This is a genomic window from Hydrogenophaga sp. GW456-12-10-14-TSB4 (assembly GCF_059424305.1).
The window spans coordinates 19,465-34,153 of record NZ_JBWKZH010000063.1 but is presented as its reverse complement, the minus strand read 5'-3'; the positions used below and the strand labels follow the sequence as shown (position 1 = coordinate 34,153).

The following is a 14,689-nucleotide window of genomic DNA, read 5'->3' as shown; positions in this document are numbered from 1 at the left end:
CGCCCACCCCGAAGCCCACCAGCGTGAACAGGCTCAGCAGCGCGATCAGCGCGCAGAGCGCGAAAGCGGTGTAGCGCACGGGGTAGAGGGCGTTGAGGCGATCGAGCATGCGGACTTTCGTGGGTGCACCGGGGAATACACTGCGGGGCATCATAAAACCCCGGCTTCTTTGCACCATGACAACGACGAACACCCCCTCCGACCCGGCCGGCGCGCTGGACCATGAAGACTACGACGCGCTCGATGCCATCCTGGACGACCTGCGCACGCGCGGCGACGAGGTGCCGCAATGGGAATTCTGCGAAGGCGCCATGGCCGCGCTGCTGTGCACGCGCCGCCCCGTCGAGCCCGCCGAGTGGTTGCCGGTGTTGCTGGGCACCGGCCCGCTGCCCACTGCGCCGCAGGAAGACGGCACGCACTTCAGCAACACCGCGCAGTACGAGCGCTTCATGGACCTGTGGTCACGCCGCCAGGCCGAGGTGGCGGCATCGCTGGCCGCGCCGGTGGACACGCTGGAAGACGAGCGCAGCTACCACCCCGAGCTGATGGACGTGCGCGGTGCCGTGGCCGCGTTGCCGGACGACGAGCGCGCCGAGTTCCAGGACCAGGAGCTGCCGGCCTACGCCCAGGTGTGGGCGCTGGGCTTCATGTTTGTGGTGGAGAACTTCGGCGAGGACTGGGAGCCGCCGCGCGACAAGGACACCGCCGCCTGGATCGACGAGGCGCTCGACAAGGTGGTCGAGCTGACCGAGGACGACACCGACACCCCCACGGTGAACATGCATGCCGAAGACGGCCCGCCCAGCGTGAGCGACGACCGGCTCAACGCTTTCGGCGCCGCCATCTGGGCGGTGTACGACCTGCACCAGATCGGCAAGAGCCTGGGCCCGCGCGTGGAGCCGGTGCGCAGGGAGGCCACGCCGGGCCGCAACGACCCTTGCCCCTGCGGCAGCGGGAAAAAGTACAAGAAGTGCCACGGGGCCTGACGCCCGTCCGGGCGCGGTTGACGGATGAATATTCATTCGCTTAAGATCGCGCCCTCATGAAACCCAAGGACGACGACAAGCAGCAGGCCATCGCCCGCGCCACCCTGGCGCTGGTCGAGCGCGTCGGCCTGAGCGGGCTGACCATGGCCGGCATCGCTCGCGAGGCCGGCCTGGCCACCGGTACGCTGTACGTCTACCACCGCTCCAAGGAAGAGCTGCTCAACGCACTCTACGAGCAGGTCAAGGGCGCGCTGGCCGCGCTGATCGACGGTGAGGTCGATCCTTCCACCCCTTTTCGCACCCGCTTCCAGCAGAACTGGATGCGCCTGCTGCGACACCGCCTGGCGCATGGACCCGAGGCGGTGTTCATGGACCAGTACTACAACTCGCCCTGGTTCAGCGAGGCTTCGCGCCAGTTCTCGGCGCGTTTCGCCGCTGGCTGCCTGCGCTTTTTCGACGAAGCGCGGGCGCAGCAGATTGTCAAGGACGCGCCGACGATGCTGCTGGCCGCCCACTTTTTCGGCTCGGTGCGCGACACGGCAAGCCTGTTGCGCAGCGGCGACCTGCCCGACACGGAAGCGTCCCTGGCGCAGGCCTTCGGCCTGTGCTGGGATGGCCTGAAGGCTTGAAAAAAACGCCCAATTGCGTCACCATTTTCAGTAGATAACGAATGAACATTCATTCACTTGTGTACCGCTACCACCCACGAACGGAGAAAAGCCCCATGCCCACCACGCTCAACATCAATGGCAAGGACGTGCGCGTCGACGCCGACGAATCCACCCCCATCCTCTGGGCCCTGCGCGACACCCTGGGCATGACCGGCACCAAGTTCGGCTGCGGCGCGGCGCTCTGCGGCGCCTGCACCGTGCACCTCAACGGCGCGGCCATCCGCTCCTGCGTCACGCCCATCGCCTCGGCCGTGGGCCAGAAGATCACCACCATCGAAGCCGTGGCGACCGACCGCGTCGGCCAGGCCGTGCAGCAGGCCTGGGTGAAGGCCGACGTGGCGCAGTGCGGCTACTGCCAGAGCGGCCAGATCATGAGTGCCACCGCGCTGCTCAAGGCCAACCCGAAACCCAGCGATGCCGAGATCGACGGCGCCATGGCCGGCAACATCTGCCGCTGCGGCACCTATGCGCGCGTGCGCATCGCCATCAAGGACGCGGCCCGCACGCTGGCCTGAAAGGACACCCCATGCACCTGCACACCCACACCGCCGACCAGATTCGCGCCCACCTGCCGCCCGCGCTGGCCCACCGCCTGGACGATGCGGACGCGCCCGAAGGCATCGCTCGCCGCAGTTTCCTGAAGATGGCCACGGCCTCCGGCTTCGCGCTCGGCGCCTACCCCTTCATGGCCAACGCCCAGCAGGGCGCGGCCCCGGCCGCCACGGGCCTCAAACCCGACCAGCAACCCGCCGCCTTCGTGAAGATCGCGCGCGACGGCACGGTCACCGTCACCATCAACCGCCTGGAGTTCGGCCAGGGCACGCACACCGGCCTGGCCATGGTGCTGGCCGAAGAGCTGGACGCCGACTGGAGCCGCGTGCAGGCCGTGCACGGCAACGCCGACCCGGCCTACAACGACCCGGCCTTCGGCATGCAGATCACCGGCGGCTCGACGGCGGTGAAGCACTCGTACACCCAGTACCGCGAGCTCGGCGCGCGCACGCGCGCCATGCTGCTGGCGGCCGCCGCGAAGCAGTGGAACGTGCCGGTGGCCTCGCTGGCCACGGAACGCGGCGTGGTGATCGGCCCCGGTGGCAAGAAGCTCGCTTACGGCGCCCTGGCCGACGCCGCCATGCAGCAGCCGGTGCCGGTGCAGGTCACGCTCAAGGACCCGTCGCGCTTCAAGCTCATCGGCCAGCCCACGACGCGGCTGGACGCGAAGGCGAAATCCAGCGGACGGCAGGGCTTCGGCATGGACGTGCGCCTGCCCGGCATGCTCACCGCCGTGCTCCAGCACCCGCCGGTGTTCGGCAGCAAGGTGGCCTCGGTCGATGACGCCGCCGCGCGCGCGGTCAAAGGCGTCAAGGCGGTGCTGCGCGTGCCGCTGCACGACGGCGGTGAAGGCGTGGCCGTGGTGGCCGAGGGCTACTGGGCCGCGAAGCAGGGCCGCGACGCGCTGAAGGTGCAGTGGAACGACGCCGGCCGCGAGAAGGTGGACAGCGCGCAGCAGCTCGCGAGCTACCGCACCCTGGCCGCGAAGACCGGCAACGTGAAGCACGACGCCGACATGGCGCCGCTGGCCAACGCGCCGCACAAGATCAGCGCCGAGTTCGTGTTCCCCTACCTGGCGCACGCGCCCATGGAGCCGCTGAACTGCACGGTGCAACTGACCGGCAGCGGCGCTGCCGCCAAGGCCACGGTGTGGACCGGCACCCAGATGCCGGGGTTGGACACGGCCGCCGCCGCGCGCACGCTGGGCATCAAGCCCGAGCAGGTGACGATGAACGTGCAGATGGCGGGCGGCGGCTTCGGCCGGCGCGGCCTGCTCACCAGCGACTTCGTGGTCGAGGCCTGCACCATCGCGAAAGCCGCGCAGGCCGCGGGTCTGGGCGCGCCGGTGCGCACGGTGTGGAGCCGCGAGGACGACGTGCGCGGCGGCTACTACCGCCCCATGCACCTGCACCGCGCCGAGATCGGCTTCGACGCGCAAGGCCAGGTGCTGGCCTGGGACCACGTGATCGTGGGCCAGTCCATCATGGCCGGCACCTTCTTCGAGCCCATGATGGTCAAGGGCGGCGTGGACGAGACCGCCGTGGAAGGCATGGGCAAGCCCTACCGTGTGCCGATGCGCCTCTCGGCCCACCACCCGAAACTCAACGTGCCGGTGCTGTGGTGGCGCAGCGTGGGCTCCACCCACACGGGCTATGTGATGGAGACGCTGATCGACGACATCGCGCGCGCCACGAAACAGGACCCGGTGGCCTACCGCATGAAGCTGATGGACGACAAGGCCGTGCGCCACCGCGCCGCGCTGCAGCTCGCGGTGGACAAGAGCGGCTACGGCAAGAAGACCTTGTCCGCCGGCCGCGCCTGGGGCGTGGCGGTGCACGAGTCCTTCGACTCGGTGGTGGCCTACGTGGTCGAGGCCTCGGTGGTCGACGGCACGCCCAAGCTGCACCAGGTCACGGCCGGCGTGCACTGCAACCTGGCGGTGAACCCCAAGAGCGTGGAAGCGCAGATCCAGGGCGGGGCGCTGATGGGCCTGTCCATGTGCCTGCCGGGCGCGGCCATCACCCTGAAGGACGGCGTGGTGGAGCAGAGCAACTTCGGGGACTTCGCCGTGCCGCGCATCACCGACATGCCGGCCATCGCGGTGCACCTCGTGCCCAGCGCCGACGCGCCCACCGGCGTGGGCGAGCCCGGCGTGCCGCCGCTGGCGCCGGCCTTTGCCAACGCCATCGCGAGCCTGACCGGCAAGCCGCTGCGCGAGCTGCCGTTCAAGCTGGCCTGAGGGCCGGCGGTTCGGCGTCCAGCGCCTGCTGGCACAGGAAGTCCAGCAGGCGTTCGGCCGCGGGCGTGAGCTCGCTGCGGTCGCGGAAGCAGATCGCGAACTGGCGGTGCGCCCAGTCGTTGAGCAGCGGCACGATGCGCACCTGCCCGGCCGACACATAGAGCTGGCTCACCTCGCGCGGCACCACGCTGATGCCCAGGTTCGCGCCCACCACGCGGAAGGCCGCGTCGAAGTTCGACACCACCACCCGGTAGCTCATGGTCTTGCCGGCCTTGGTGGCGGCGCGGTGCAGCATGGTGTGCACCGCCGTCGAGGGCTGCAGGCCCACGTGCTCGTAGCCCAGCGTTTCCTCGAAGTGCACGGCGTTGCGCTGCGCCAGCGGGTGGCCGCGGGGCACGGCCAGGGCCAGCTCGTCGCGCCGGTAGGGGCGCGAGGCCAGCCCGCCGAAATCGGTGTGCGTCCAGCACACGCCGAGCGAGACCACGCCCTCGCGCACCATGCCCACGATGTCCTTGGAGAAGCGCTCCTCGATGTCCACCTTGATGTCGCCGTGCTCGGGCACGCGCATGAACTGGGCCAGGTCGTCGAGCAGGGACTCGGCGATCGCCGAGGCGCTCGCCACCAGCCGCACTTGGCCCTTGATGCCGCCCTTGAACGCGGCCATGTCGGCCTCGATGCGGTCCACCGTGAACAGCAGCGTGCGCGCGTGCTCCAGCAGCGCGCGGCCCGCCGGCGTGGGCTCCGCGCCGCGCCGGCCCCGCACCAGCACCGGCGTGCCGATGGTTTCCTCCAGCTGGGCGATGCGCTTGCTGATGGCCGAGGGCTCGATGTGCTCCTGCGCTGCCGCGTCTTTCATGTTGCCGTGGTCGCACACCGCCACCAGCAGCCGCAGGGTCTTGAGGTCCAGGTCCCGCATGGTGAATACCCCCGCTTTAAGTTCCAGATTGGAATCCATCGGCTTCTGAAACATCACTTGATGTTCACAAAGGAAATCATAGACTGCCTTCCCACACGCAAGGAGACCCGATCCCATGGCCCAGCTGCCCGCCACCGCCGTCGTCCGCGAAGTCGGACTCCGGGATGGATTGCAAAGCATTCCCACCGTCCTGAGCACCGCGCGCAAGTGCGAGTGGATCAGCGAGGCTTTCGCCGCCGGGCAGCGCGAGATCGAGGTCGGGTCCTTCGTGCCGGCCCGGCTGCTGCCCCAGCTGGCCGACACGGCCGAGCTGCTGGCCCACGCCAAGACCCTGCCGGGCCTCTCGGCCTCGGTGCTGGTGCCCAACCTGAAGGGCGCCGAGCGGGCGCTGGAAGGCGACGCCGACCTGATGATCCTGCCGCTTTCGGCCAGCCACGCCCACAGCCTGGCCAACCTGCGCAAGGCGCCCGACGAGGTGGTGGCGGAGATGGGCCGCATCCGCGCGGCGCGCGACGCCTCGGGCCGCCGCACGCTGATCGAAGGCGGCGTGGGCACGGCCTTCGGCTGCACCCTGCAGGGCGAAGTGAAGCCGGCCGAAGTGCTGCGCCTGATGCAGGCCCTGCTGGACGCCGGGGCCGACCGCGTGAGCCTGGCCGACACCGTGGGCTACGCCGACCCGGCCTCGGTGAGCCGCCTGTTCGAGCAGGCCTTGCGCCTCGCGGGCGAGCGCTTCTGCTGCGGCCATTTCCACGACACGCGCGGCCTCGCGCTGGCCAATGTGTATGCCGCCCTGCAGGTGGGCGTGGCGCGTTTCGACGCCTCGCTGGCCGGCATCGGCGGCTGCCCGCACGCCCCGGGCGCCAGCGGCAATGCCGCCACCGAAGACCTGGCCTTCATGCTGCAGGCGGCGGGTGTGCGCACCGGCCTGTCGCTGGAGCGGCTGCTGGCCCTGCGCGCCAAGGTGGTGGGCTGGCTGCCGGGCGAGCAGACCCACGGCGCCCTGTGGCGCGCCGGCCTGCCGCGGCTGGCGGCGGCGGTGCACTGACTTTTTCCTTTCCGGATGCACACCATGAACCCCACCTCCACCGGCCTCCCCCTCGAAGGCGTGCGCGTCGTCGAATTCACCCACATGGTCATGGGCCCCACCTGCGGCATGATCCTGGCCGACCTCGGCGCCGAGGTCATCAAGGTCGAGCCGCCCGGTGGCGACAAGACGCGCGACCTGCCCGGCCTGGGCATCGGCTTCTTCCGCAGCTTCAACCGCAACAAGAAGAGCGTGGTGATCGACCTGCACACCGACGAAGGACTGGCCAGCGCGGTGGAGCTGATCGGCCAGTGCGACGTGCTGCTGGAGAACTTCCGCCCCGGCCTGATGGACACGCTGGGCCTGGGCCAGGCCGCGTTGCGCGAGCGCTTCCCGCGCCTCATCTATGTGAGCCACAAAGGCTTTCTGCCCGGCCCCTACGAAAACCGGCTCGCGCTCGACGAGGTGGTGCAGAACATGGCCGGCCTGACCTACATGACCGGCCCCGTGGGCCGCCCTTTGCGCGCGGGCTCTTCGGTGAACGACATCATGGGTGGCATGTTCGGCGCCATCGGCGTGCTGGCGGCGCTGCGCGAGCGCGAGTGCACCGGCCAGGGCCAGGAGATCCAGAGCGCGCTGTTCGAGAACTGCTGCCTGCTCGCCGCGCAGCACATGCAGCAGCACCTGATGACCGGCGAGGTGCCGCCGCCGTTTCCCTCGCGCGTTTCGGCCTGGAGCGTGTACGACACCTTCACCGTGGCCGACGGCGAGCAGCTCTTCGTGGGCGCGGTGAGCGACAAGCAGTTCGCCGCCCTGTGCCAGGTGATCGCGCGGCCCGACCTCGCCGGCGACCCGGCCCTGGCCACCAACGCGCAGCGCGTGGCGGTGCGCCCGGCCTTGTTGCAGACCCTCGGCGAAACCTTGCAGCACAAGGACCTCGACACCCTGTGCGCCCAGCTCCAGGCCGCCGGCTTGCCCTACGCCAAGGTGGTGCGCCCGGACCAGCTGCTGCACGACGAACACCTGATCGCCAGCGGTGGCCTGGTGCCGATGCAGACCGACGACGGCGACCCCACGCAGGTGGTGCTGCTGCCCCTGCTCATGGGCGGGCGCCGGCCCGGCGTGCGCCACGCGCTGGCCCGGGTCGGCGAGCACACCGAGGAGATCCTCGGCGCCGCGCACCCGGCCTGATTCCTTTCGACACGACCACACAGGAGACACACATGACCCCATCCACTTTCAACCGCCGCACCGTGCTCGCCCTGGGCGCGGCCAGCCTGCTGGGCACGCCTGCCGTGTGGGCGCAAGGCGCCGCGCCGCTGCGCGTGATCCTGCCGGTGGGCGCCGGCTCCGGCGTGGACACCATCATCCGCTCGGCGCAGAACGCCTTGTCCAAGGCCCTGGGCGGGCAGGCGGTGGTCATCGAGAACCTGCCCGGTGCCGGCGGCATCACCGGCACCGCCACGCTGGTCAAGGCCGCACCGGACGGCCACACCGTGGCCTTCATCTCGAACAACCACTCGGTCAACCCCAGCGTCTACAAGAGCGTGCCTTATGACAGCCTCAACGACATCACGCCCATCAGCGTGGTGGGCGGCTCGCCCTTCCTGTTGGTCGTCAATCCGGCCCGCCTTCCGGTGAAGGACGCGAAGGAGCTGCAGGCGCTGCTGCTGTCCAGGCCCGGGCAGTTCAACATGGGCTCGTCGGGCAATGGGACCATCATCCATCTCGCGGGCGAGATGTTCGTCGACGCCGTGGGCGCGAAGGTGCAGCACGTGCCCTACAAAGGCATGGGGCCGATGATGACGGACATCATCGCCGGCCAGGTGGACTTCGGCGTGGCGGCGGTGCCCGCCGCGCAGGGGCACCTCGCGTCCGGGCGCATGCGCGCGATCGGCGTCATGAGCAAGGCCCGCGTGGCCTCGATGCCCGACCTGCCCACCATCGCCGAGCAGGGCTTCCCGGCGGTGGACGTGGCGGGCTGGTTCGCCCTGATCGGCCCGAAGGGCCTGCCGCCCGCGCAGGTCGATCGGCTGCACAAGGCCGTGGTGGCCGCGTTCGAGGACGCCGAGGTCAAGGCCGCCATGGCCAAGCAGGACAACTTCATCAGCCCCATGGCGCCCGAGGCCTCGGCGCGCTTCCTGCGCAGCGAGCAGGAACGTTATGCGCGCCTGGTGGCCAAGGCGCAGATCAAGCTCGACTGAACGGCGCGTTCAGAACGTGGCGAGGTCGAACGGCCCGCCCTGTTCGAGGGCGCGCTGGTAGGCCGGCCGCTCGTGGATGCGGCGCAGCCAGTCCGCGAGCTGGGGCCGCTGCTTGAGCAGGCCGCGCGCGGCGGCGGCCTCGATGCCGAAGCTCATCTGCACGTCGGCCGCGCTGAACGAACGCCCGGCGAACCAGGGGCCGTGCTCCGTCAGCTCAGCTTCGAGGTAGTCGAAGTGCCGCTTCAGGTTGGGCGTGACGAGCAGCTTCTTAATCTGGGACGAAATGCCCACCGCCACCGGGCGCACGATGAAAGGGCTCTTGCGCTCGATCTGGTCGAACACCAGCTGCAGCAGCAGCGGCGTGGCCAGCGAGCCTTCGGCGTAGTGCAGCCAGTAGCGGTAGCGCAGGAAGGACGGTGTGCCGCGTTCCGGGGCGAACTGGCCCTCGCCGTAGGTCTCGACCAGGTACTCCAGGATCGCGCCCGACTCGGCCAGCGTGGCCTTGCCGTCGGTCACCACCGGCGACTTGCCCAGCGGGTGCACCTTCTGCAGCGAGGCCGGCGCCAACATGGTCTTGGGGTCGCGGTGGTAGCGCTCGATCCGGTACGGCACGCCCAGCTCTTCGAGCAGCCAGAGCACGCGCTGCGAGCGCGAGTTGTTCAGATGGTGGACCGTGAGCATGGAAGCGGCCTTTCAGGGAGTGGTGGTGCCGCGCCAGTGTAGGGGCAGTGCTCAGGCCAGGGCCGGGGGCAGGGCCTGCGCCAGGAAGTCCCACACCCGGCGGATGCGGGGGTTGCTGCGGATCTCGCGGTGCACCGCGAGCCACATCGGCAGCGGCGGGATCGGCAGCATCGGCAGCAGGGACACGAGGTCGGGGTTGCGCCACGCCACGTAGCGCGCCAGAAAACCCACGCCCAACCCCGCGTCCACCGCGGCCTGGTAGGCGTTGAGGTCGTCGGTGCGCACGGCGAAGGCCTCGCGTTGCATCGGGTAGCCCATGGCCGCGAAGCCGCGCAGGATGTCGGTGTTCCGGTCGTTGCCCACCAGGTCGTGCGCGAGCAGGTCCTGCGGCTCGCGCGGCGTGCCCCGGCGGCGCAGGTAGTCGCGGTGCGCGTAGGTGCCCAGGGCCACCTGGCCGAGCTTCTTGCACAGCAGCGTGGCCTGGTCGGGCCGCACCATGCGCAGCGCGATGTCGGCCTCGCGCTGCAACAGGTTGCTCACCGCGTTGCTCGACACCAGTTCCACCTGGATGTCCGGATGGGCCTGGCGCATCTGCCGCAGCACCGGGGGCAGCAGCACGCAGGTCACGGGCTGGCTCGCGCTGATGCGCACCGTGCCCTGCACGTCTTTCTGCGCGCCCGAGGCCTGGCGCGCGAGCTGGTCGGCCGCGCTGGCCATCGCGCGCGCCGCCTCGGCCAGGCGGTGGGCATGCGCGGTGGGCACCAGGCCGCGGCCGGTGCGCTCGAACAGCACCACGCCGAGCTGCGTTTCGAGCTCGCCGATGTGGCGGCCCACCGTGGGCTGGGTCGTGGCCAGGGCCCGCGCGGCGGCCATCAGGCTGCCCCGGTCGAGCGCCGCGAGGAAGGACCGGATGAGCGTCCAGTTGAAATCGCCGGTATTCATTTGTGCATGACTGGTGTTCGATTTCGGCCAATTGTGAATGGCGCGATCCGTTTCCACAATCGATGCCATGGCACCGGCGGTCGGTGTTCTCCGGAGTTCCTCATGAACGCAACGTCTTCTTCCTCCCTCCCCGCCGATACCGTGCTGGTGCTCGGCGGCCGTGGCCGCTTCGGCCTGGCCGCGGTGCAGGCCTTTGCGCGCGACGGCTGGCGCGTGCTGGCGCAGGTGCGCCCGGGTGCGCAGGCGCCCACGGTGGCCGGTGTGCAATGGCTGGCGCAGGCGGTGGACACGCCGCAGGCTGTTGCCGCGCTGGTGGCCCAGGTGCGGCAGGCGGGAGGCGCCACCGTGGTGGTGCACGCGCTCAACCCCACGCAGTACACGCGCCCGGCCTGGGAACGCGAGAACGGCCCCCTGTTGCACAGCGGCATGGCGGTGGCGCAGGCGCTGGGGGCCACGCTGATGCTGCCGGGCAATGTCTACAACTTCGGCCAGGGCATGCCGGCGGTGCTGCTCGAAGGCGCACCGCACCGGCCGACCACGGCCATGGGCCGCATCCGCACCGACATGGAGGCCGGGCTGGAGGCCGCCGCGCAACGCGGTGAGCTGCGCGCGGTGATCGTGCGCGCCGGCAATTTCTACAGCCAGGGCCAGGGCACCTGGCTGGACCGCGCGATGCTCACCGGCATCCGGCGCGGCAAGCTGGTGTTTCCCGGTCCGCTGGACGCGGCCACGCCCTGGGCCTACCTGCCCGACCTGGCGCAGACCTTCGTCGCCGTGGCGCGCGTGCGCCACGCGACGCCGGCGTTCGAGTCGCTGCATTTCAGCGGCCACACGCTCACCGGCCGCGACTGGGTGAATGCCCTGCAGGCGCTGGCCCGCGAGCAAGGCTGGCTGCACGGGAACGAAGCGTTGCGAGTGGGCGGCATGCCCTGGCCGCTGATCCAGGGGCTGGGCCTGTTCATGCCGACCCTGGGGGCGCTGGCCGCCTTGCGCTACCTCTGGAACCAGCCTCACCGGCTGGACAACCGCCGCCTGCGCGAGCGCATCGGCAGCGAGCCGCACACGCCCTGGCCGCAGGCCTTGCGGCACACGCTGCAGGCCCTGGCGCTGCTGGGCACCGAGGGTGAGGCGCCGTTGCCCGCGCGGGCCTGATCGCCATGGACCGCCGGCTCTTCATCCGCCTCGTGGGTGGCGGCGTGGTCGCCGCCACCCTGAGCGCCTGCGACAGCGCGTTGCCGCCCGAGGCCATCGCCGCCTGGCAGGGGCCGGGCGAGCAGGCCGACGTGCGCCGCTGGCTGGTGGGGCATGCGCTGCTCGCGCCGCACTCGCACAACCTGCAGTCCTGGCTGGTGGACCTGGGCGTGCCCGGCGAGATCACCCTGTTCGTGGATCGCCGTCGCCTGTTGCCGCAGACCGACCCGCATTCGCGCCAGATGCTGATGAGCCAGGGCTGCTTCATCGAACTGCTGGACCTCGCGGCGCGGCAGAAGGGCCTGCGCGCGCAGATCGAGCTGTTTCCGCAGGGCGCCTTCGGCCCCGAGACGGTCGATGCGCGGCCGACCGCGCGCATTCGCCTGGTGCCCGACGCGTCGGTGGTGCCCGACCCGCTGTTCGCGCAGATCTTCCGCCGTCGCACCAACCGCGAGCCCTACGAGGCGCGCGAGCCCGATGCCGCCGCCCTGGAGGCCATCCGTGCCAGTGTGCAGCCGCACCCGGTGCGGGTGGGTTTCGTCGGCGCTTCGCAGTCCGAGGCGTTGGCACAGCACCGCCGCATCGCCCGCGAGGCCTGGCGCATCGAGCTGGTCACGCCGCGCACGGTGATGGAGTCGCTCCAGGTGCTGCGTGTGGGCCCCACGGAAATCGCGCAGCACCGCGACGGCATCTCGCTCAATGCGCCGTTGGCGCGCGCGCTCACGGCCGTCGGCCTGTTCGACCGCCACCAGGCGCCCGCGCCCGACAGCCCGTCGACCACGGCCCAGATCCGCGACTTCAACACCCGGCTCGAGCACACGCCGGCTTTCTTCTGGCTGGTGAGCGAGGGCAACGACCGCTTCACGCAGGTCCACGCGGGCCGCGCCTATGTGCGCGCCCAGCTGGCCGCCACGGCCGCCGGCCTGTCGATGCAGCCGCTGTCACAGGCGCTGCAGGAGTACCCCGAGCAGGCCGGGCCCTATGCCGAGATCCACCGGCTGCTGGGCGCGCCCGCGCCGCGCTTCACGGTGCAGATGTGGACCCGGCTGGGTCATGCGCCGGCGATCGGGCCCTCGCCGCGGCGCGGGCTCGCGGCGCACCTCATGCCTTGAGCTCGAAGGCGGCGTCGGCCAGCGCCACGCCGTTCACCAGCACCTCAATGCGGTGCGTGCCGGGGTAGAGCGTGCGCGTGGTCACGGGCTTGAGGCTGTGGCGCTTTTCCAGCGTGCGCAGCTCGCCGGGGGCCAGGGTGAGCTTCCAGCCCTTGAACACCTTGGGCGAGGTGCTGCCGTTGGCGCGCACGTGGTGCACCGCGTAGTCCACCACCAGCGGCTGGGGCTGGCGCGAGCGGGAGCGCAGTTCGGCCCGCAGCCCGATCTCGCCGCCCACCGCCGCGCGCGCCGCGCTCAGCGTGAGCGTGGCCTCGCCCTGCAGCCCGCTGGCGAGCCCCCAGGCTGCCAGTGTGGGGGCGTGGCCGGCCTTGATGAGGCCGCGGCTGGCGTGGCGCAGCAGCGCGCTGCGCGCATCGGGCGCGTCGATCAGGTGGTCGCGCACCCAGCCGGCCACGAGGTCGGGGTGGTCCTTGGCGATGTCGTTGAGGTGGTTGGCCACGCTGCGGCGCACGTAGCTGCTGGCGTCGTCCTGCAGCGCGCGCAGCAGGGGCAGGGTGGGGGCCGGGTCCACCACCAGGGCCTGCAGCCGAAGGCCCCAGGGCAGGCGCGGGCGGCTGCCCTCGCTCACCAGCCGGCGCACGTGCGCGCTCGGGTCGTCCACCCAGCGGCTCAGCGTGTCGAAGGCCAGGGCTGGGTGGCGCTGGATCAGCGGCCGGATGGCGAACTCGGCGGTGAAGCGCTGCGTGACCGCGTGCAGGCAGGTCAGGCCGCGCCGGGCGGCGGCCTCGCTGGCCAGACCCCGGCGCGCCACGAATTCGCCCACGCCCCACAAGGCCCAGCCGCCGATGCCGTGCGCGTCGCGCGCCTCGCCGAGCTGGAGCGGCTCGCCCTGGGCATCGATGTCCAGCGGCGGCGCCAGGCTGGCCTCGATCACGCCGCAGGCGGCGTTGAAGTCGTCGGGCAGGGTCGCTTCCAGCGCGTCGGCGAGTTGCATCGAGCGGGCCTTGAACTCCAGCTGCGCCAGCCCGGCGGCGGCCTGGGTCTCGAAGGCCTGGCGGTCGAAGCGCGGCCACGCGCGGTGCAGGTGGTGGCCTGCGTTGGTGACGGTGGCGGCGCTGATGAGGTTCTTGAACAGTTCCATGGATTCAGGTCAGGCGTTGCAAGAGGCCGGCGAGCGCGTGCCGCACGGTGGCCTGGCGCACGGCGGCGCGGTCGCCGTCGAAGCGCTGGTGTTCGGTGAACACGCCTTCGGGCGTGGCCCAGCCGAACCACACCGTGCCCACCGGCTTCTCGGCGCTGCCACCGGTGGGGCCGGCCACACCGGTCACGGCCACGGCGAGTTGGGCCGGCGAGTGCGCGAGCGCACCCGAGGCCATGGCGCGCGCCACCGGCTCGCTCACCGCGCCGTGCTGTTCGATCAGCAGGGCCGGCACGCCAAGCATGCCGTGCTTGGCGGCGTTGGAGTAGGTGACGAAGCCGCGCTCGAACCAGTCGCTGGAGCCCGAGACGTCGGTGCAGGCGCCGGCGATCAGGCCGCCGGTGCAGCTCTCGGCGGTGGCCATCATCAGGCCGCGCGCCTTGAGGGCGTGCGCGAGTTGTTCGACCAGGGTGGCGGTGGTGTCGGGCATGTTCAGAGCCTCCACAAAGCGATGACGAGCAGCGTGCAGAAGGCGGCGGCGAAGTCGTCGAGCAGGATGCCGAAGCCGCCGCGCGGTCCGAAGCCCTTGAAGGTTCGGTCCGCCCAGGCCATGGGGCCGATCTTGACCATGTCGAACAGCCGGAAGATCAGAAAGGCCGCGAACTGCGCCCAGAAGCCGCTGGGCGAGATCATCCACAGCACCAGCCAGAAGGCGACCACCTCGTCCCACACGATGTGGCCGGAGTCGGCCACGCGCATGTGCCGCGCGGTGACGGTGCAGGCCCACCAGCCCGCGAGCGTGGCCGCGGCGATCACGAGGGCCCAGGACCGGGGCGTGAGCAGGGGGTCCAGCAGCAGGAAGGCGACCCAGGCCCAGAGCGTGCCGGCCGTGCCCGGCGCCAGTCGGCTCAGGCCGGCGCCCGCGCCCAGGGCGAGGAAGTGGGCCGGGTGGGCGAAGAGGAAGCGCCAGGTCGGGCGGGTGAGAGGCGCGTCGGCGGCGGTGTCGGGCATGCGGGGATTATCGGGCGGGCAT

General features: G+C 71.0%; 15 protein-coding genes. 9 read left to right on the top strand and 6 right to left on the bottom strand.

Annotated features, from left to right (window positions below; genetic code table 11):
• Positions 1–176 precede the first annotated feature (176 nt).
• The 4 genes from AC07ZS_RS23925 to AC07ZS_RS23910 all read left to right on the top strand — a co-directional run bounded on the left by AC07ZS_RS23925 (position 177) and on the right by AC07ZS_RS23910 (position 4,448).
• Positions 177–986, top strand: coding sequence for a UPF0149 family protein (locus AC07ZS_RS23925; RefSeq protein WP_494801026.1), 810 nt, complete (start codon positions 177–179; stop codon positions 984–986).
• A gap of 56 nt (positions 987–1,042) precedes the next feature.
• Positions 1,043–1,615 (top strand): TetR/AcrR family transcriptional regulator, encoded by a 573-nt coding sequence (locus tag AC07ZS_RS23920; RefSeq protein ID WP_494801025.1) that lies wholly within the window; start codon positions 1,043–1,045, stop codon positions 1,613–1,615.
• A 95-nt stretch (positions 1,616–1,710) separates the two neighbouring features.
• Entirely contained in the window at positions 1,711–2,172 is a 462-nt protein-coding gene (locus tag AC07ZS_RS23915) for a (2Fe-2S)-binding protein (RefSeq protein WP_291117456.1), read from the top strand.
• Positions 2,173–2,183: 11 nt separating this feature from the next.
• A complete protein-coding gene (locus tag AC07ZS_RS23910; protein WP_494801024.1) occupies positions 2,184–4,448 on the top strand; it encodes a xanthine dehydrogenase family protein molybdopterin-binding subunit in 2,265 nt (754 codons plus the stop codon).
• Here the strand turns inward: AC07ZS_RS23910 and AC07ZS_RS23905 are convergent.
• Positions 4,435–5,364, bottom strand: a complete 930-nt coding sequence (locus tag AC07ZS_RS23905; RefSeq protein ID WP_494801023.1) for a LysR substrate-binding domain-containing protein — start codon at positions 5,362–5,364, stop codon at positions 4,435–4,437. The genes AC07ZS_RS23910 and AC07ZS_RS23905 overlap by 14 nt on opposite strands.
• Before the next feature lie 115 nt (positions 5,365–5,479).
• Here AC07ZS_RS23905 and AC07ZS_RS23900 point away from each other — a divergent pair, with 115 nt between their 5' ends.
• The 3 genes from AC07ZS_RS23900 to AC07ZS_RS23890 are packed head-to-tail and all read left to right on the top strand — an operon-like array spanning position 5,480 to position 8,592.
• Positions 5,480–6,409: a hydroxymethylglutaryl-CoA lyase gene (locus AC07ZS_RS23900; protein WP_494801022.1), complete on the top strand. Its 930-nt coding sequence runs from the start codon at positions 5,480–5,482 to the stop codon at positions 6,407–6,409.
• Positions 6,410–6,433: 24 nt separating this feature from the next.
• A complete protein-coding gene (locus AC07ZS_RS23895) occupies positions 6,434–7,579 on the top strand; it encodes a CaiB/BaiF CoA transferase family protein (RefSeq protein WP_494801021.1) in 1,146 nt (381 codons plus the stop codon).
• Between the two features lie 32 nt (positions 7,580–7,611).
• Positions 7,612–8,592, top strand: coding sequence for a Bug family tripartite tricarboxylate transporter substrate binding protein (locus AC07ZS_RS23890; RefSeq protein WP_494801020.1), 981 nt, complete (start codon positions 7,612–7,614; stop codon positions 8,590–8,592).
• Between the two features lie 9 nt (positions 8,593–8,601).
• Here AC07ZS_RS23890 and AC07ZS_RS23885 read toward each other — a convergent pair whose 3' ends face one another.
• Both AC07ZS_RS23885 and AC07ZS_RS23880 read right to left on the bottom strand, forming a co-directional pair.
• Complete coding sequence (locus tag AC07ZS_RS23885) at positions 8,602–9,273, bottom strand: glutathione S-transferase family protein (protein WP_494801019.1); 672 nt, start codon at positions 9,271–9,273, stop codon at positions 8,602–8,604.
• Positions 9,274–9,324: 51 nt separating this feature from the next.
• Positions 9,325–10,215, bottom strand: coding sequence for a LysR family transcriptional regulator (locus tag AC07ZS_RS23880; protein WP_494801018.1), 891 nt, complete (start codon positions 10,213–10,215; stop codon positions 9,325–9,327).
• Positions 10,216–10,317: 102 nt separating this feature from the next.
• Here AC07ZS_RS23880 and AC07ZS_RS23875 point away from each other — a divergent pair, with 102 nt between their 5' ends.
• On the top strand, positions 10,318–11,367 hold the full coding sequence (locus tag AC07ZS_RS23875) for an NAD-dependent epimerase/dehydratase family protein (RefSeq protein ID WP_494801017.1): 1,050 nt from the start codon (positions 10,318–10,320) through the stop codon (positions 11,365–11,367).
• 5 nt (positions 11,368–11,372) lie between these two features.
• Positions 11,373–12,518 carry an Acg family FMN-binding oxidoreductase gene (locus AC07ZS_RS23870; RefSeq protein ID WP_494801016.1) on the top strand — a complete coding sequence of 382 codons (1,146 nt, stop codon included), beginning with the start codon at positions 11,373–11,375 and terminating at the stop codon, positions 12,516–12,518.
• Here AC07ZS_RS23870 and AC07ZS_RS23865 read toward each other — a convergent pair.
• From AC07ZS_RS23865 to AC07ZS_RS23855, 3 genes are read right to left on the bottom strand one after another with little or no spacing between them, the layout of a single operon-like run.
• Positions 12,508–13,659: a DNA alkylation repair protein gene (locus AC07ZS_RS23865; protein ID WP_494801015.1), complete on the bottom strand. Its 1,152-nt coding sequence runs from the start codon at positions 13,657–13,659 to the stop codon at positions 12,508–12,510. The two genes, AC07ZS_RS23870 and AC07ZS_RS23865, sit on opposite strands and share 11 nt — an antisense overlap.
• A 4-nt stretch (positions 13,660–13,663) precedes the next feature.
• The gene (locus AC07ZS_RS23860; protein WP_494801014.1) at positions 13,664–14,146 is read right to left on the bottom strand and encodes a CinA family protein; all 483 of its coding nucleotides are present in this window, start codon (positions 14,144–14,146) and stop codon (positions 13,664–13,666) included.
• Between the two features lie 2 nt (positions 14,147–14,148).
• Positions 14,149–14,667, bottom strand: coding sequence for a phosphatidylglycerophosphatase A family protein (locus AC07ZS_RS23855; protein WP_494801013.1), 519 nt, complete (start codon positions 14,665–14,667; stop codon positions 14,149–14,151).
• Positions 14,668–14,689: the final 22 nt, after the last annotated feature.

Bases quoted from the DNA above. Each gene is read 5' to 3' on its own strand.
- AC07ZS_RS23895 (WP_494801021.1), top strand. From the start codon at position 6,434: ATGAACCCCACCTCCACCGGCCTCCCCCTCGAAGGCGTGCGCGTCGTC.
- AC07ZS_RS23865 (WP_494801015.1), bottom strand. From the start codon at position 13,659: ATGGAACTGTTCAAGAACCTCATCAGCGCCGCCACCGTCACCAACGCA.
- AC07ZS_RS23890 (WP_494801020.1), top strand. From the start codon at position 7,612: ATGACCCCATCCACTTTCAACCGCCGCACCGTGCTCGCCCTGGGCGCG.
- AC07ZS_RS23875 (WP_494801017.1), top strand. From the start codon at position 10,318: ATGAACGCAACGTCTTCTTCCTCCCTCCCCGCCGATACCGTGCTGGTG.
- AC07ZS_RS23905 (WP_494801023.1), bottom strand. From the start codon at position 5,364: ATGCGGGACCTGGACCTCAAGACCCTGCGGCTGCTGGTGGCGGTGTGC.
- AC07ZS_RS23880 (WP_494801018.1), bottom strand. From the start codon at position 10,215: ATGAATACCGGCGATTTCAACTGGACGCTCATCCGGTCCTTCCTCGCG.
- AC07ZS_RS23855 (WP_494801013.1), bottom strand. From the start codon at position 14,667: ATGCCCGACACCGCCGCCGACGCGCCTCTCACCCGCCCGACCTGGCGC.
- AC07ZS_RS23920 (WP_494801025.1), top strand. From the start codon at position 1,043: ATGAAACCCAAGGACGACGACAAGCAGCAGGCCATCGCCCGCGCCACC.
- AC07ZS_RS23915 (WP_291117456.1), top strand. From the start codon at position 1,711: ATGCCCACCACGCTCAACATCAATGGCAAGGACGTGCGCGTCGACGCC.
- AC07ZS_RS23885 (WP_494801019.1), bottom strand. From the start codon at position 9,273: ATGCTCACGGTCCACCATCTGAACAACTCGCGCTCGCAGCGCGTGCTC.
- AC07ZS_RS23870 (WP_494801016.1), top strand. From the start codon at position 11,373: ATGGACCGCCGGCTCTTCATCCGCCTCGTGGGTGGCGGCGTGGTCGCC.
- AC07ZS_RS23900 (WP_494801022.1), top strand. From the start codon at position 5,480: ATGGCCCAGCTGCCCGCCACCGCCGTCGTCCGCGAAGTCGGACTCCGG.
- AC07ZS_RS23860 (WP_494801014.1), bottom strand. From the start codon at position 14,146: ATGCCCGACACCACCGCCACCCTGGTCGAACAACTCGCGCACGCCCTC.
- AC07ZS_RS23910 (WP_494801024.1), top strand. From the start codon at position 2,184: ATGCACCTGCACACCCACACCGCCGACCAGATTCGCGCCCACCTGCCG.
- AC07ZS_RS23925 (WP_494801026.1), top strand. From the start codon at position 177: ATGACAACGACGAACACCCCCTCCGACCCGGCCGGCGCGCTGGACCAT.